Source organism: Paracoccus aerius, from assembly GCF_014656455.1.
Classification (GTDB): Bacteria; Pseudomonadota; Alphaproteobacteria; order Rhodobacterales; family Rhodobacteraceae; genus Paracoccus; species Paracoccus aerius.
This window is the reverse complement of record NZ_BNCL01000007.1, coordinates 143,300-159,452: the sequence shown is the minus strand read 5'-3', so window position 1 is coordinate 159,452 and position 16,153 is coordinate 143,300. Positions and strand designations below refer to the sequence as shown.

General features: G+C 68.0%; 13 protein-coding genes. 4 read left to right on the top strand and 9 right to left on the bottom strand.

Features of this window, described 5'->3' with window-relative positions; all coding sequences use genetic code 11:
* Positions 1–80 precede the first annotated feature (80 nt).
* The 3 genes from IE224_RS10585 to IE224_RS10575 are packed head-to-tail and all read left to right on the top strand — an operon-like array spanning position 81 to position 2,328.
* Complete coding sequence (locus IE224_RS10585; RefSeq protein ID WP_191310192.1) at positions 81–671, top strand: anthranilate synthase component II; 591 nt, start codon at positions 81–83, stop codon at positions 669–671.
* Positions 668–1,693, top strand: coding sequence for an anthranilate phosphoribosyltransferase (trpD, locus tag IE224_RS10580; RefSeq protein ID WP_191310190.1), 1,026 nt, complete (start codon positions 668–670; stop codon positions 1,691–1,693). The genes IE224_RS10585 and trpD overlap by 4 nt, the downstream gene beginning before the upstream one ends.
* Complete coding sequence (locus IE224_RS10575) at positions 1,690–2,328, top strand: uracil-DNA glycosylase (RefSeq protein ID WP_167621606.1); 639 nt, start codon at positions 1,690–1,692, stop codon at positions 2,326–2,328. The genes trpD and IE224_RS10575 overlap by 4 nt, the downstream gene beginning before the upstream one ends.
* A 78-nt stretch (positions 2,329–2,406) precedes the next feature.
* On the opposite strand, the gene hflX is transcribed toward IE224_RS10575, so the two are convergent.
* From hflX to dusB, 9 genes are all read right to left on the bottom strand, one after another.
* Positions 2,407–3,756: a GTPase HflX gene (gene hflX / locus IE224_RS10570; protein ID WP_191310188.1), complete on the bottom strand. Its 1,350-nt coding sequence runs from the start codon at positions 3,754–3,756 to the stop codon at positions 2,407–2,409.
* A complete protein-coding gene (gene hfq, locus IE224_RS10565; RefSeq protein ID WP_020949330.1) occupies positions 3,757–3,990 on the bottom strand; it encodes an RNA chaperone Hfq in 234 nt (77 codons plus the stop codon).
* A 93-nt stretch (positions 3,991–4,083) separates the two neighbouring features.
* Positions 4,084–5,712 carry a potassium transporter TrkG gene (locus tag IE224_RS10560; RefSeq protein ID WP_191310186.1) on the bottom strand — a complete coding sequence of 543 codons (1,629 nt, stop codon included), beginning with the start codon at positions 5,710–5,712 and terminating at the stop codon, positions 4,084–4,086.
* A gap of 6 nt (positions 5,713–5,718) precedes the next feature.
* Entirely contained in the window at positions 5,719–7,095 is a 1,377-nt protein-coding gene (trkA, locus tag IE224_RS10555; RefSeq protein ID WP_191310184.1) for a Trk system potassium transporter TrkA, read from the bottom strand.
* A gap of 97 nt (positions 7,096–7,192) precedes the next feature.
* Positions 7,193–8,584, bottom strand: coding sequence for a nitrogen assimilation response regulator NtrX (gene ntrX, locus IE224_RS10550; RefSeq protein ID WP_191310182.1), 1,392 nt, complete (start codon positions 8,582–8,584; stop codon positions 7,193–7,195).
* Entirely contained in the window at positions 8,581–10,845 is a 2,265-nt protein-coding gene (locus IE224_RS10545) for a sensor histidine kinase NtrY-like (RefSeq protein WP_191310179.1), read from the bottom strand. The genes ntrX and IE224_RS10545 overlap by 4 nt, the downstream gene beginning before the upstream one ends.
* A 72-nt stretch (positions 10,846–10,917) precedes the next feature.
* Positions 10,918–12,366: a response regulator gene (locus IE224_RS10540; RefSeq protein WP_191310177.1), complete on the bottom strand. Its 1,449-nt coding sequence runs from the start codon at positions 12,364–12,366 to the stop codon at positions 10,918–10,920.
* 11 nt (positions 12,367–12,377) lie between these two features.
* Complete coding sequence (locus IE224_RS10535) at positions 12,378–13,496, bottom strand: two-component system sensor histidine kinase NtrB (RefSeq protein WP_167621599.1); 1,119 nt, start codon at positions 13,494–13,496, stop codon at positions 12,378–12,380.
* Positions 13,493–14,491 carry a tRNA dihydrouridine synthase DusB gene (gene dusB, locus IE224_RS10530; RefSeq protein ID WP_191310175.1) on the bottom strand — a complete coding sequence of 333 codons (999 nt, stop codon included), beginning with the start codon at positions 14,489–14,491 and terminating at the stop codon, positions 13,493–13,495. The genes IE224_RS10535 and dusB overlap by 4 nt, the downstream gene beginning before the upstream one ends.
* A gap of 228 nt (positions 14,492–14,719) precedes the next feature.
* Here dusB and IE224_RS10525 point away from each other — a divergent pair, with 228 nt between their 5' ends.
* Entirely contained in the window at positions 14,720–16,102 is a 1,383-nt protein-coding gene (locus tag IE224_RS10525; RefSeq protein ID WP_191310173.1) for an L-serine ammonia-lyase, read from the top strand.
* Positions 16,103–16,153 lie beyond the last annotated feature (51 nt).

Below are 16,153 nucleotides of genomic sequence, written 5' to 3'. Positions count from 1 at the left end.
TTGACCCCCCGGCGCGCTTTGCCCCATCTATAGCGGACCCATCCGGGCGGGGAAACCGCCACCATATCAGGGCGCATACCATGATCCTTCTGATCGACAACTATGACAGCTTCACCTGGAACCTCGTGCATTATCTGGCCGAGGCCGGGGCCGAGGTCGTCGTGCGCCGCAACGATGCCCTGACGGTCGAGGAAGCCTTGGCAATGGCGCCCGAAGGCATCGTGATCTCGCCCGGGCCCTGCGATCCGGCGCAGGCGGGCATCTGCCTTGACCTGATCCGCGCCGCCGCCGACCGGGCCGTTCCGCTGTTCGGCGTCTGCCTGGGCCACCAGGCCATTGGCGAGGCCTTCGGGGGAAAGGTCGTGCGCGCCAACCGGATCATGCATGGCAAAACCGACGCGATCACCCATGACGGCACCGGCGTCTTCGCAGACCTGCCCTCGCCCCTGACCGCGACGCGTTATCATTCGCTGACGGTCCAGCCCGAAAGCCTGCCCAACTGCCTGCGCGTCACCGCCACCTCGGACGACGGCACGATCATGGGCCTGATCCACGAAGCCCTGCCGGTCGAAGGGGTGCAGTTTCACCCCGAATCCATCGCGTCCGAATACGGGCACGAGATGATCCGCACCTTCCTTGCCCGCTGCACCCCCCGGAAAGCCGCGGCATGAGCGGGACCGACATCCGCCCGCTGATCGGGATCGCTGCCACCCGCCCCCTGACCGGAACCGAGGCCGAGGCCGCCTTTTCCGCGCTCTTCGACGGCGCGGCGACCCCTGCCCAGATCGGCGGGCTGCTGATGGCCCTGCGCGTGCGCGGCGAGACGGTGGACGAGATCGCCGCCGCCGCCCGCGCCATGCGCCAGCGGATGCACCGCATCACCGCCCCGGCAGGCGCGATCGACATTGTGGGCACCGGCGGGGACGGCAAGGGCACGCTGAACATCTCGACCGCGACGGCCTTTGTGGTGGCGGGCGCGGGCGTGCCGGTCGCAAAGCACGGCAACCGCAACCTGTCGTCGAAATCGGGCGCGGCGGATGCGCTGACCGCGATGGGGATCAATGTGCTGGGCGGGCCTGCCGTGGCGCAGGAGGCGGTGGCCCGGGCGGGCATCTGCTTCATGATGGCGACGATGCACCATCCGGCCATGCGCCATGTCGGCCCGCCACGCGCGGAACTGGGCACAAGAACCGTCTTCAACCTGCTGGGACCGTTGACGAATCCCGCATCGGTCCGGCGGCAGCTGACGGGCGCCTTCAGCGCCGACTGGATCCGCCCCATGGCCGAGGTCCTGCGCGACTTGGGCAGCGAGGCTGCCTGGCTGGTCCACGGCGCCGATGGCACCGACGAGATCAGCATCGCCGGCGAAACCCATGTCGCCGCGCTGAAGGATGGCGAGATCACCGAGTTCACCGTGACCCCCGAGGATGCGGGCCTGCCCCGCCACCCCTTCGAGGCGATCATCGGCGGCGAGCCGCATGAAAACGCCGCGGCCTTTCGCGCGCTGCTGAGCGGGGAACGCGGCGCCTATCGCGACGCGGTGCTGCTGAACGCGGCGGCCGCGCTGCTAATCGCCGGAAAGGCGGGCGACCTGCGCGAGGGGGCCGTCATGGCCGCAGAATCCGTCGACAGCGGCGCGGCCATGGACCGCCTGACCCGCCTGGCGCAGGTCACCGGGGCGCCCGAGGCATGAAGCCGCCCAAGGCCTGGGACCACCTGCCCTTCTTCCGGCAGGACTGGCCCGCGATCCGCGACCGGCTGAAAGGCCTGGACGACTGGCTGCCCGGCCCCGCTCTGGTCTTTGCCGCGCTCGAGGCGACGCCGCCGGAACGGGTGCGGGTCGTGATCCTGGGCCAGGATCCCTATCCGACGCCGGGCCATGCGAATGGCCTGGCCTTTTCGGTCGCGCCCGAGGTGGCCCTGCCCCGGTCGCTGAAGAACATCTTCACGGAACTGCGCGACGACATCGGCGCGGCCCCGGCTACGGGCGATCTGTCGGGTTGGGCGCATCAGGGTGTGCTGCTGCTGAATACATCCCTGTCGGTGCCGCCGGGGGATGCAGGGCGGCACGCTTCCTGGGGCTGGGACCGGCTGGCACGCGATGCCGTGACTGATGCACAGAAGCACGGACCACTGGCCTTCCTGCTGTGGGGGGCGCATGCGCAGAAGGCGGTGGCAGGATTGCCGCGCGCCGAGGATCTGGTGATCGCGACGGCGCATCCCTCGCCGCTGTCGGCGCGGCGGGGGTTCTTTGGCAGCAAGCCATTTTCACGGATCAATGAATGGCTGGAACAGCAAGGGCGGCAACCGGTGGATTGGGCAGCCTGAAACCTGCTTTGCGTCCGTTGGGTGCGTGCTTGCACGCACCGGAACCGGCCTCAACAACGGTGCGTGCAAGCACGCACCCTACGCCTCTTCGTCCTCGTCCGGGGCGTTCAGCGCTGCGAAACCCGCCTTCTGCCGGTCAGTCCACAGAAGATGCAGCGTCACGCCATTCTCGCCCGACTCCTCGCGCTCGACCACGCCCGCCTCGTGCAGCCAGGCCCGGCGCCGCCCGTCCGAGAAGGGCAGCGTCACCGTGGCAGATGTCTTCGGCTCGTCCAGGGCTTCGGAGAGATGCGCGTCGATGGCGGCGATCAGGTCGTCCAGCCCCTCTCCCGACAGGGCGCTGACGGCCTGGATGCCTTCTGTGCGCGCATCGGTGCGGCGCAGGGCGGCGCGGGTGTCGGCGGACAGCGCGTCGATCTTGTTCCAGACCTCGATCAGGGCGACATCCTCGTCCACGCCCAGGCTTTCCAGGATCTCGGCCACGTCGGCGGCCTGTTCCTCGGTCTCGGGGTGGCTGATGTCGCGGACATGCAGGATCAGGTCTGCCTCAAGCACCTCCTCCAATGTGGCGCGGAAGGCTGCGACCAGTTCGGTGGGCAGGTCGCTGATGAAGCCGACGGTGTCCGACAGGATGATCTTGCGTCCCTGTCCACCGCCCGCAGCACCCTTGGCACCCGGCAGGCGGATCGCCCGCATCGTCGGGTCCAGCGTGGCGAACAGCATGTCCTTGGCCAGAACCTCGGCCCCGGTCAGGCGGTTGAACAACGTCGATTTCCCGGCGTTCGTGTAGCCCACAAGCGCGACGATGGGATAGGGCACCTTGGCGCGGGCGGCGCGGTGCAGGGTGCGGGTCTTGACCACACGTTCAAGCTGGCGGCGCAGGCGCGTCATCTGTTCGTCGATGGCGCGGCGGTCAGCCTCGATCTGCGTTTCCCCCGGACCGCCCACGAAGCCAAGCCCGCCCCGCTGCCGTTCCAGGTGGGTCCAGGCGCGCACCAACCGCGTGCGCTGATAGGACAGCGCGGCCAGTTCCACCTGAAGCACGCCTTCGCGGGTCCGGGCGCGGTCGGCGAAGATTTCCAGGATCAACCCCGTCCGGTCCAGAAGCTTGACGCCCCAATCCTTTTCCAGGTTGCGCTGCTGCACGGGGCTGACAGGGCCGTCCACCAGCACCAGATCGACCTCTCCCTCGGTCAGGCGCTCGCCGATCTCGGCCAGCTTGCCCTTGCCGAACAGGCGACCCGCATCAGGCTTGCGCAGGCGCGCAACCTCGTCGCCCACGATCTCGATCCCCGGCAGCGCATGGGCCAGGGCCACCGCCTCGGCCAGGGCATGTTCGGGCTCGCGCCGCTGGGTGCGGCTGGCCAGATCCGGATGGATCACATAGGCGCGGGTGGGTCTTGCTTCGGTTTCCGTGAGTTCTGCCAATCAATCCTCGCCTTCGTACAGCGAAATGGGCTGACCCGGCATGATCGTGCTGATGGCGTGCTTGTAAACCAGTTGGGACTGGCCGTCGCGGCGAAGAAGAACGCAGAAATTGTCGAACCAGGTAATGACGCCCTGCAACTTGACACCGTTGATCAGGAAGATCGTGACGGGCACCTTCGCCTTGCGGACATGGTTGAGAAACGCGTCCTGCAGGTTCTGCTTGTCGCCAGCCATTCTTATTTCCGTTTTCGAACTGTCCCTGTGGTTTTTACATCTAAGCCGTTGACCGACCGCTTGCAAGCAGGTCGGACACGAAACCGTTACGGCCTAACGGCGCCAGAACTGGGGCGAGAACAGCGCCAGAACAGCCAGCGTTTCCATCCGCCCCACGATCATCGCCCCCGCCAGCACCGCCTTGGTGAAGACGGGCAACCCCGACCACCCTTCCCAGGGCGCCGAGGCGATGCCCGCCGTGCCTTCGAATGCAGGCGTCAGCGGGATGGCCGCGGCCAGGGGGCCGGTGTTGGTCAGCGCGGCAATCGACAGGATCGTGGCTGTCTCGATCTCGATCCGCTGGATCGACACAAGCGCCACCACGACGGCAATGGATGTCGCGAACAGCATGAAGAAGATGAAGGCCAGGTAAGCCCCCTCGCGGCGCAGGCGCCGGGCGATCTGGCCGCCGCCCGCGACGGAATTGGGATGCACGATCCGCTCCATCTCCCGCTGGCCGTGGCGGGCCAGCGCATAGACGCGCAGCAGCTTGACCCCGCCCGCCGTGGTGGCGACCCCGCCCCCCATCATCGCCAGCCCCGCCAGGATCAGGCCGGGCGAGGTCAGGCCCGACCAGGCCCGTGCGCCCTGCCAGTCGATCGAGGTCCAGCCGGTTGTCGTCAGATAGCTGAGGCCGTTGAACAGCCCGCCCCAGAAGGCCGCAAGCCCGCTTTCCAGGTCATACACCATCTCGGACGTTCCGGCGGGTGCCTGCGTCGCATCGATCGCGCCCAGGAAATGGCGCGTGAACAGGGACAGCGCGACCAGCGAGACGAAGGCGCAGGCCATCTTCAGCTCGGGGTCGTCGGCCAGGCGGTCGCTGGCCCGCAACTCGCCCCCGCCGGGCCAGAAGCGGCGGGACAGCGCCGGGATCAGGAACAGGAACACGGCCATTTCCCCCGGCAGCCCCGAACTGCCGCCGACGGGGCCAAGGACCGGAGAAATGCCACTGGTGGACAGCGTGCCCATCGACCGGCACAGCGCGATCAGCGCCGGATCCCCCAGCAGAAGCAGGATCAGCCACAGGGCAAGCGTGAGCCCCGCATAGACGGGAAAAACGGCCAACGCCGACCGCATCAGCCGGTAATGCGGATGGGTCAGGACGGTCCGGAAGGCCGGGCCGGACAGATGCGGGTTGCGGTCCAGCGGATCGGCCGAGCGGGGCAGCCGTTCGTGATATTCCCGCCGTCCATAGGGCTGGGCCATGATCTCGAACCCGCCGATATGCAGGGGCGCCAGGATCGCGGTCGCGGCGACCAGGATGAACAGCCCGCCCATCCAGCCCGCCATCGCCCGCCACAGATGCAGGGGCATCGGCAGCAGATCGGCCGAGTAGAGCGAGGCCCCGGTCGTCGTCAGGGCCGAGGTCATTTCCCACCAGGCATGGAACAGGCCGGTGTCGGGCATGGCCTCGGCAAAGGGCAGCGCCATGACCAGGGGCATTCCGGCATAGACGGCCAGCATGGTCAGCAGCGCGTCGCGCGGCCGGGCCTGGCGCGGGTTGGCCGCCGTGGCAAGGCCGATCAGCCCCGCCACAACCAGCACCAGAAGGCCCGAATACAGGAAGATCCGCGCCAGTTCGTCATTGTTGGTGACCGAGGCATAGGCCGCGGGAACCATCATCGACAGCCCGGTCAGGGCGGCGACAAGAACGAACAGCGGCAGGCGCAGAAGGCCGGTCATCGCGCGTCAGAAGAAGTCGATCGAGACCTGCAGAAGCCGCTCGACCTCTGGCACGTCCTTGGTAAGGGCGAACATCAGGATCACGTCGCCTTCCTCGATCCGCGTGTCGGGGACGGGCTTCACGATCCGGTCACCCTTCTGCACGGCGCCAATCAGCACACCTTCCGGAAACTCGATGTCGCGGATCGTCCGTCCCGAGATGGGCGAGGTGGACAGCGCCTGCGCCTCGATCACCTCGGCCTCGGCGTCGCCGATGGAATAGATGTCGCGCACCCGACCGTGGCGGATATGGCGGAGGATCGTGGACACGGTGGTGGCGCGCGGGTTGATATAGGCGTCGATGTCCAGCACCTCCATCAGGGGCACCATCGTCGGGTCGTTGATCAGCGCGATGGCCAGCTTGGCCCCGGCCTGCTTGGCGCGCACGGATGCCAGGATGTTCGTCTTGTCGTCGTCCGTCACGGCCAGGACCGCGTCGGCACTAGGCACCGCCGCTTCCTCCAGCAGTTCGGCGGACAAGCCGTCGCCGTTCAGCACGATGGTGCGTTCAAGACGGTCGGCCGCGAACTCGGCGCGGCTGCGGTCGCGTTCGATCAGCTTGGCGCGGATGCGGTCGGGGCGGGCTTCAAGTGCCTGTGCCACGGCAAGGCCCACGTTGCCCGCGCCGATGATGGCGATGCGTTCCTGCTTCAAGGGCGGCTTGCCGAAGATTTCCAGCGTGCGGCCCACATCCTCGCGGTGGCTGAAGACATAGATCTGGTCATGCGCGAACAACTGGTCGCCCGGTTCCGGCGCGAAAAGCCGCCCCTGGCGGCGCACGCCCACGACGATGGCGCGCAGGGTCGAGAACAGTTCGCTCAACTGCCGCAGGGGCGTGTTCAGCGCCGGGCAGTCCTCCTCCAGCACGATGCCCAGAAGCTGCACCTTGCCGCCCATGAAGGTTTCGACGTCAAAGGTGGACGGCGCGGACAGCCGTTGCAGGGCGGCATTCGCGACCTCTCGTTCGGGGCTGATGACCACGTCGATGGGCAGGTGCGACGTGGTGTAGAGATCGGAATAGATGGCATCCAGATAGGCGTTGCTGCGCAGCCGGGCGATCTTGCGCGGCACCTGGAAGATCGAATGGGCCACCTGGCAGGTGACCATGTTCACCTCGTCCGAATGGGTGGCGGCGATGATCAGGTCGGCATCGCGCGCGCCCGCTTGGTCCAGCACGTCGGGGTGGCTGGCAAAGCCCGTGACGCCCTGCACGTCCAGGGCGTCGGTCGCGCGGCGGATCAGTTCGGCATTGTTGTCGATGACGGTGACATCGTTGCGTTCGCCCGACAGGTGCCGGGCGATCTGCCAGCCGACCTGGCCCGCGCCGCAGATGATGATCTTCATGCCCGTTCCCCTGCTGCCCGCAGATTGCGCGTCACGCCCTGCCTATGACGACGGGACGCATCGCGCAACCGCCCGCGATGGGCCGGGGCCGCGGTGGTCACTTGCCCATCAGGAACTCGTCCTCGGCCCGCATCCCGCCGACCACGCCCAAGGATTTCAGCTTGCGATGCAGGGCGCTGCGCTCCATCCCCACGAATTGCGCGGTGCGGCTGATATTGCCGCCGAAGCGGTTGATCTGGGCCACCAGGTATTCGCGTTCGAACATCTCGCGCGCTTCGCGCAGGGCCATGGCCGTGATCTGCGGTCCCAGGGACAGGGCGTCGCTGTTGTCGGGTGTGGCCCCCTGCGGCTCAAGCTCGGCCGGCTGGATCGGGCCACTGCTTTCGGCAAGGATCAGCACCCGCTCGATGACGTTGCGCAGCTGGCGGATGTTGCCGGGCCACCGCATGGATTGCAGCGCGGCAATCGTTTCCTCGGGCAGTTCGCGCGGGTGCAGGCCCTGGGTCCGGTGAAACTGGTCGATGAAATGGCGGCCCAGCAGGACGATGTCGTCGCGCCGTTCGATCAGCGAGGGCACCGCCACCGGCACCACGTTCAGCCGGTCGTAAAGCTCTTGCCGGAACCGGCCGGCCGCGATTTCTGCCGGCAGGTCGCGGTTGGTCGAGGAGATGACCCGCAAATCCACCCGCACCCGGTCCGCGCCCCCTGCCCGCACGAACTGCTGTTCGGTCAGCACGCGCAGGATCTTGGGCTGGGTGCCCATCGGCATGTCGCCCACCTCGTCGAAGTAGATCACCCCGCCATGGGCCTGTTCCAGAAGCCCCGGCTCGATCCCGCGTTCGGGCGTTTCGCGGCCGAACAGGACTTCCTCCATCCGCTCGGGCTCGATGGTGGCGCAGGGGACGGTGACGAAGGGCGCCGATGCGCGGGGGCTATGGGCATGGATATAGCGGGCGGCCATCTCCTTGCCGGTCCCCGGTTCGCCCGCCAGCATCACGCGGCCGTTGGATTTCGCCACCTTGTCCAGGTTGTCGCGCAGCCGCTTGAAGGCGACCGAATGGCCCAGCATCTCGGTCGCGCGATCGGATCCCCGCCGCAGGGTGCTGTTCTCGCGGCGCAGGCGGCTGGTTTCCATGGCGCGGTTCACCACCACCATCAGCTGGTCGATGTTGAACGGCTTCTCGATGAAGTCATAGGCGCCCTGCTTGATCGCCGCGACCGCGATCTCGATGTTGCCATGGCCCGAGATGATGATGACCGGCACATCGGGGTTGTTGCGCTTGACCTGCTTGAGGATGTCGATCCCGTCCATGCGGCTGTCCTTCAGCCAGATGTCCAGGACCATCAGCGAAGGCGGGCGTTCGTTCAACGCCGCCAGCGCCTCGTCCGAGTTCGCGGCAAGGCGCGTCTCGAACCCCTCGTCCTTCAGGATATCCGCGACCAGTTCGCGGATATCGCGTTCGTCGTCAACGATCAGGATATCGCTCATATCGGTGCTGCCTCATCTTCTTTTGTTTTGGTCTTGCGTTGCGCGCCGCGCACGGGATGGCGTTCCCGCGGCAGGCGGATCTCGGCCAGGGCGCCCTGCCCGCCGGGGCCGTCCGACAGGGACAGGCTGCCGCCATGCTCCTCGACGATCTTCTTGACGATGGGCAGGCCCAGGCCCGTGCCGCTGGCCTTCATGGTCACGTAGGGCTCGAACAGGCGCGACCGGTCGGCGGGCAGGCCGGGACCGTTGTCGGCGATCTGGATCGTGACCGCGTCATGATCCGCCCGCAGCGTCACGGCGACCCTGGGTTGCCACCCGGGGGGCGGATTTTCGGCACGTTCGTCAACGGCTTCGCCCGCGTTCTTCACCAGGTTCGTGAAGGCCTGCCGCAGCATCCCGGCGTCGCAGTCGACGATCACCGGACCGTCGGGGATGTCGGCCACAAGGGCGCCCTTCAGCGCGTCCTGCTGCAACAGCGCAACCTCTCGCAGCAGGGCGGCAAGGTCGGTTTCGGCCCGGTCGGGTTCGGGCATCCGGGCAAAGCGGCTGAATTCGTCCACGATGCGGCGCAGGTCGCCGGTCTGGCGGATGATCACGTCGGTATACTGGTCCAAGGAGGCCTTGTCCTCGGGCGTGGCCAGCTTGCCGAACTTGCGGCGCAGGCGTTCGGCGGACAGCTGGATTGGTGTCAGTGGGTTCTTGATCTCGTGCGCGACACGGCGGGCGACGTCGCCCCAGGCGGCCATGCGCTGCGCGGTGACAAGCTCGGTCACGTCGTCGAAGGCCACCACATAGCCTTCCAGGTCGCCGTCGGTGCCGCGCCGGACCGCCATGCGCACCAGCAGGCTTTCGACGCGACCCTCGCGCATCAGCCGCACCTCGTCCTGCACGGTTTCCGCGACCGAGGCTGACAGCCGGTCGAACAGCGGCGCGAATTCCGGCACCGCCTCGAACAGCAGCGCGTCGATGTCGCGCTTGGGGTCCAGCCCCAGCAGGCGGCTGGCGGATCGGTTGACGAAATCTATTTCCCCCGCCGCGTCCAGGCCGATGACGCCAGACGTGACTGATGACAGGACATTGTCGAACAGGCGCCGCTGTTCGTCGCTGACGCGGTAGCTGTCGACCAATTCCTCGCGCTGCGCCTTCAACTGGCGGGTCATGCGGTTGAAGGACTGGCCCAGGGTCTGGATCTCGTCCCCCGTGTCGGGTTCGGGCACCTGCACATCCAGATTGCCGTGGCCCACCTGCTCGCTGGCCTGCGCCAGAAGCCCGATGGGCCGCGACAGGCGCGAGGCGAACCACAGCCCCAGCAGCACGGCGGCCGCGACCAGCAGCAGCGCGAAGGCCAGATAGACCAGCGAAAACTCGAACAGCACCTGGCTGCGGGTTTGTTCAAGCTGGCGATAGCTGCCGACGGTCGCGCGCGTATCGTCCACCAGCCCCAGAAGGTCGCCGTCCACGTCGCGCGTGACGTAAAGATAGCGGTCGGCCAGCGGCGGCAGGGCCACAAGAGCGCGGAACTCGTTGTTCTGCCAATCCTGGATCAGCACCACGCCTTCGGCCTGGGCGCGGTCCAGATCGCCGCTGGAGGGGGCCTCGTACCAGAACAGGTAGGACCGTTCGCCCCTGGCGCGGATCTCTCCGTTCCCGTTGATGATATAGGCTTCGCGCAGGCCCCGCTGGATCAGCGCCTGTCCCTGCCCCAGCAGCAGGCGCAACTCGCCGTCCTCGATCAGGGGGTTGGCGCGGCCCGCCTGGGTCAGGACGCTGGCAAGGGCCAGGGCATCCTCGGTCAGGTCGCTGCGATGTTCTTCCTGATAAGCCTCGGCGGCGGCCTGGGACGTGGTCACGACCTGCTGCACCCGCCCCGAGAACCAGCCTTCCAGCCCGATATTGACCAGGAAGCCCGCGAACAGCGCCACAAGCACCGTGGGCACAAGGGCCAGACCGGCAAAGACCAGCACCAGACGCGCATGAAGCCGGGACCCGGCAGCGGTCTTTCGGCGTGCCGTGATCAGCCGGGCCATGCGCAGCACGATGATTCCGATCAGCAGGATCAGATAGGCCAGATCCAGCAGCAGGATCAGCCGCAGCATCCGGCTTTCGGCGCCCTGCGCCAGCGGCCCAAGGACGGTCGTCGTCGCGATGGCCAGCAGGACGCCCACCAACAGAACGCCAGCGGCCATGGCGCCGCGCCAATGACGCGGCAGTCCGACCTTAGCGAGCCTTTCCCAGCTCAACCCTGAAGCGGCACCTGCCATTGCCCCCGCCTGCCGTCTGACGCGGCTTCCTGTTGCAGCGCCGATACGCTGGCGCCGCCCCCTGTGGCGGTTTTACATCAGTTTGCGGCGCCGTGTCACCTCGATATTCAGCTCGGTCAGCTTCTTGCGCAGGGTATTGCGGTTTATTCCCAACAGGTCGGCGCATCTCAGCTGGTTGCCCCCTGTAGCGTCCAGGGCCACCTGCAGCAGGGGCCGCTCGATCTCTCGCAGGATGCGGTCGTAAAGGCCCGGCGGAGGCAGGCTGTCGCCATGCAGGTCGAAATAGCGTTGCAGATGCGCCTCGACCGAATCCGACAAGGGGCCGTTGCCGCTGCCCAGGGAAAAACCGGGCGCAGGGCTGTCCGTCTGGACGGGCGCGACCGGCATGGCGACGGCCACGGGGGTCACACGGGCGCTGCCCTGCTGGCTCAGCGCCTCGCGCATCTCGGGCGCGGTGATGGCCGATCCGCTGGCGATCAGGGCCAGGCGGCGCATCATGTTCTCAAGCTCGCGGACGTTGCCGGGAAAGGCGTGCGCCCGCAAAAGGCTGGCCGCGTCGTCGCCCAGCGTCCGGTCGGGCAGGCCCTGCGTCGCCGCGCGGGCCAACAGGTGATTGGCCAGGGGCAGGATGTCGTCCACGCGCGCGCGCAGCGGCGGCACCGTGACCGTCACGCCGGCCAGCCGGTAATACAGGTCCGACCGCAGCCGCCCCGCCGCCACGTCGGCCTGGGGATCGGGACCGGTGGTCGCCACGATGCGCGGGGCCATTGCCCGGTCCGGGCCGCTTTCCAGCGATTCGATCAGCCCGATCAGTCGGGCCTGGGCGGCGGGATCGAAGCCTGCCGGGTTTTCGATGATGATCGTGCCGCTGCGGGCCTTGTCGGCGGCGCGGGTGATCGCCTCCTCGGTCGCGTCGGCCGAGGTCAGGATCGCAAGCCCCTGGTCGCGCCGGTCCGACAGGTCGTGGAAGGAGCGCGCGATGGTGGTCTTGCCCACGCCCGGCTCGCCCGCGATCAGCACGGGAAGGTCGGCGTTGAGGATGCGCGCGACCATGCGGAACAGCGCCTGCATCGCGGGGGCGTGGCCGATCAGCGGCATGGCCGGATCGGCGGCCGGGCGCGGGGCCAGGGCTTCCGGGATAGGGTCCGACTTGCGGGGCCGGCGCGACAGTGCCTGGTTGGCCTTGGACATCAGGTCGGGCAGGTCGAAGGGCTTGGGCAGGTATTCGAAGGCATCTGCCTCGGTCGCGCGGATCGCGGTGACGATGGTGTTCTGGGCCGAGATCACGATCACCGGCAGGTCGGGCCGCACCTCGCGGATGGCGGGGATCCGGTCGATACCGTTGCCGTCGGGCATCATCACGTCGGTGATGACCAGATCGCCCCGGCCTTCCTCGACCCATTTCGACAGTTGCGCCAGGCTGCCCGTGGCATGGACCCGGCAGCCGGCGCGGGTCAGCGCCTGTGTCAGCACCGTCCGGATGGTGCGGTCGTCGTCGGCGATCAGAACGGTTCCGTCCATGGCGCGGGTCCTTATGCCTTGGGCAATGAAATGCGAAAAACGGTGCGGCCGGGGCGCGAATCCACGCGGATCAGCGCGCCGTGGTCGGTGATGATCTTGCTGACAAGCGCCAGCCCCAGCCCGGTGCCGTTCTCGCGCCCCGACACGAATGGCTCGAACACCTGGTCGGCGATGGCGGGGGGCAGTCCGGGGCCGTTGTCCTCGATCTCGATCTGCAGGGGCAGCGGACGGCCGGTCGGGTCGGTGTCGTCGGGCGGCAGGCGCAGGGTATGGTCATAAAAGCTGCGCAGCCGGATCACCGGGCGCGCGGTATCCTTCAGCGCCTGCGCGGCATTGCGGACCAGGTTCAGGCAGACCTGGGTCAACTGGTCCGCATCCGCAAGCGCATCGGGCAGCGAGGGGTCGTATTCCGCCGCGATCGCGATCTTCTGGGCAAAACCCACGGCGGCCGAGCGACGCACCTTTTCCAGCACGTCATGGACGTTGATCGCCCGCAGGTTCGGGGCCGAGGTGTCGCCGAAGCGTTCCACCTGTTCCAGCAGCGACACGATGCGCCGGGATTCGCTGACAATCATTTCGGCCATCTCGCGATCCTCGCGGGATGCATTCATGCCGATCAGCTGCGCCGCGCCGCGAATGCCCGCCAGGGGGTTCTTGATCTCGTGCGCCAGCATCTCGGCCATGCCGATGGCGCTGCGGGCAGCGGTGCGGACCGCGCGGCTTTGCGATTGCAGCGCGCCTTCGTCCTGCGGGACCAGCAGCAGCGAGACCGCGCCGCCGATCGCCTCGGCCGGGCCGGCATGGACCGCGGCGTGGCGGTCCTGGTGGCCGCCGGCGCGGTCGCCGATCTCGAAGCAGACATTGGGCTGATACAGCGCCTCGTCCCCGCGCAGCACGCGGCGGATCAGCGGCGTCAGCGGGGGCTGGATGCGCAGCCGGGTCCGCATCTCGTCCCCGTCAAGCTGGCGCCCCAGGGTCGAGTTGCGCGACATGTTCAGCCAAACCTCGGCCGCGTCGTTCATCGCGGCGACCCGGCCCTGGTCGTCCAGCACAAGGGCCGGCAAGGGCAGCGTGTCCCAGCCCGGCCCCGGCTGCACCTGGTCGAAGCCAGCCGGGCCTGGGCGCGTCATGCAGCCACCCGAGCATCGCCGAAGGCCTGCCGGATCAGCGCCAGCGTCGCCGCCGGGCTGTCGGCGCGCAGCATCTGGTCGCGCAAGGGCGCGCCGTTCGCGTCCGCATACCAGCCCAGGTGCTTGCGCGCCACGCGCAGGCCCAGGTCGGTGCCATAGAAGTCCAGGATATCCTCGTAATGTTCCGCCACCGCATCGGCCAGGGCATCCCCGCGCGGCAGGTCGGGCGCGGGGCTGCCCACCAGGTCGTGCGCGATCTGCGCCAGCCGCCAGGGCGCGCCCTGCGCGCCCCGCCCCACCATCACCGCATCCGCGCCCGACGCCGCAAGCGCCGCACGGGCCGAGGCCGCGTCCACCACATCGCCATTGGCGACCAGCGGCGGGCGGCCCGGCAGGTTCGCCACCGCGCGGATGCGGCTCCAGTCAGCCTGCCCCTTGTAGAACTGCGCGCGTGTCCGGCCATGCACGGTCAGCATCCGGACCCCCGCATCACTGGCACGCCGCGCCAGGTCCGGCGCGTTCAGGCAATCCTCGTCCCAGCCCAGCCGCATCTTCAGCGTGACCGGCACGGACACGGCACCCACGACCGCATCCACCAGCGTCAGCGCATGGTCGAGGTCGCGCATCAGCGCCGCGCCGGACAGCCCGCCCGTGACCTTCTTGGCCGGGCAGCCCATGTTGATGTCGATGATCCGCGCGCCCATCCCTTCGACGATGCGGGCGGTTTCGGCCATCGCGCCGGCCTCGCGCCCCGCGATCTGCACGCTGACGGGCAGCGCGCCCTCGGTCAGGGCCTTGGCGCGGACGGCGGCGCGGGTGGACGGGCGGGGCGTCACCATCTCGGTCGAGGCGACCATCTCGCTGACCATCAGGCCCGCGCCGTATCGCGCAACGGCGCGGCGAAACGGCAGATCGGTGATTCCCGCCATCGGTGCAAGAAACACCGGCGGGCCAAGCCGCGTGTCGCCAAGAATGATAGGGTCGCCCAGTTGCATATCCCGTTCCTTCGCCCTGCCTGCCGCGGCCCGCAAGATCGCGTCACGGACACCCGGTGCCGCTTTTTCGACCATCTGCCGGAATGCCTAATTTGCGGGCATCATGCCCATCCCGTAAGCATAGCCTGAGCGGCACCGATGTCGCTAACATCCTGCCCAACTGTCGCAATCGGAATGGTCTTCAGCCGGTCAGATGCTTAGATGAGGGTCAAAATGCAAGGGGGACGCATGTTCCTGTCGGTTTTCGACCTGTTCAAGGTGGGCGTCGGCCCGTCGTCGTCCCATACGATGGGGCCCATGGTCGCGGGGGCGCGGTTCCTGGACGAATTGCGCCAGCAGCCCTTCCGGGTGCATGGGCTGCGTGCCAGCCTGCACGGCAGCCTTGCCTTTACCGGCAAGGGCCATGCGACCGACCGCGCGACCATCCTGGGCTTGGCGGGCTTTGTCCCCGCGACACTGGACATGGAGGCTGCGGAAGCCGCGCTTGCCCGCAACCGCGACAGCAAGCTGCTGTCGCCGGAAGGCTTGGGCGACCTGGCCTTCGACCCCGACCGCGACCTGCGCTTCGACTATGACAATGCCCTGCCCGGCCATGCCAACGGCATGACCCTGTCGGCCACCGACGCGCAGGGCGACGTGATCTTCCACCGCATCTATTATTCCATCGGCGGCGGCTTCGTGCTGACGGATGGGGAATTGGCAAACAAGGGCAACGACAAGCGCAGCGACAATGCGCCCGCCGTGCCCTATCCCTTTGCAAGCGCAGCCGAGATGCTGGAGATGGCCCGGTCATCCGGCAAGTCCATCGCCCGGATGAAGCACGACAACGAACGCGTCTATCGCTCGGACGCCGAGATCCGCCAGGGGCTGATGCGGATCTGGCAGGTGATGCGCGACTGCATGGACCGGGGGCTGACCACCGACGGCATCCTGCCCGGCGGGCTGTCGGTCAAGCGCCGCGCCAAGGCCATCCACGAAAAGCTGCTGGCCGAACGCGGCATGAACCTGACCGCGCCCCATGTCATCAACGACTGGATGTCCACCTATGCCATGGCCGTGAACGAGGAAAACGCGGCAGGCGGTCAGGTCGTCACCGCGCCGACCAACGGCGCGGCGGGAACAGTGCCCGCCGTGATCCGCTATTGGCTGGACCACGTTCCCGGCGCGTCGGAAAGGGACATCCCCGAGTTCCTGCTGACCGCTGCGGCCATCGGCGGCCTGGTCAAGCACAATGCCTCCATCTCGGGCGCCGAGGCCGGGTGCCAGGCCGAAGTCGGCAGCGCATCCGCGATGGCGGCTGCGGGGCTGGCCGCCGTGCTGGGCGGGACGCCCGAACAGGTGGAAAACGCGGCGGAAATCGCTTTGGAACATCACCTGGGCATGACCTGCGACCCGGTCCGCGGCTTGGTTCAGGTGCCCTGCATCGAGCGCAACGGCCTGGGCGCGATCAAGGCCGTCAGCGCGGCCAGCCTGTCGCTCCGCGGCGATGGAACCCATTTCGTGCCCCTGGACGCCGCGATCGAGACGATGCGCCAGACCGGCCGCGACATGTCGGACAAGTACAAGGAAACATCGCTGGGGGGGCTAGCGGTCAACGTGCCGAATTGTTGATCGGGCCGGGCGGCGGGCTGTCGCCGCAGCCGGGCCTTGTCTGCTTGTGCG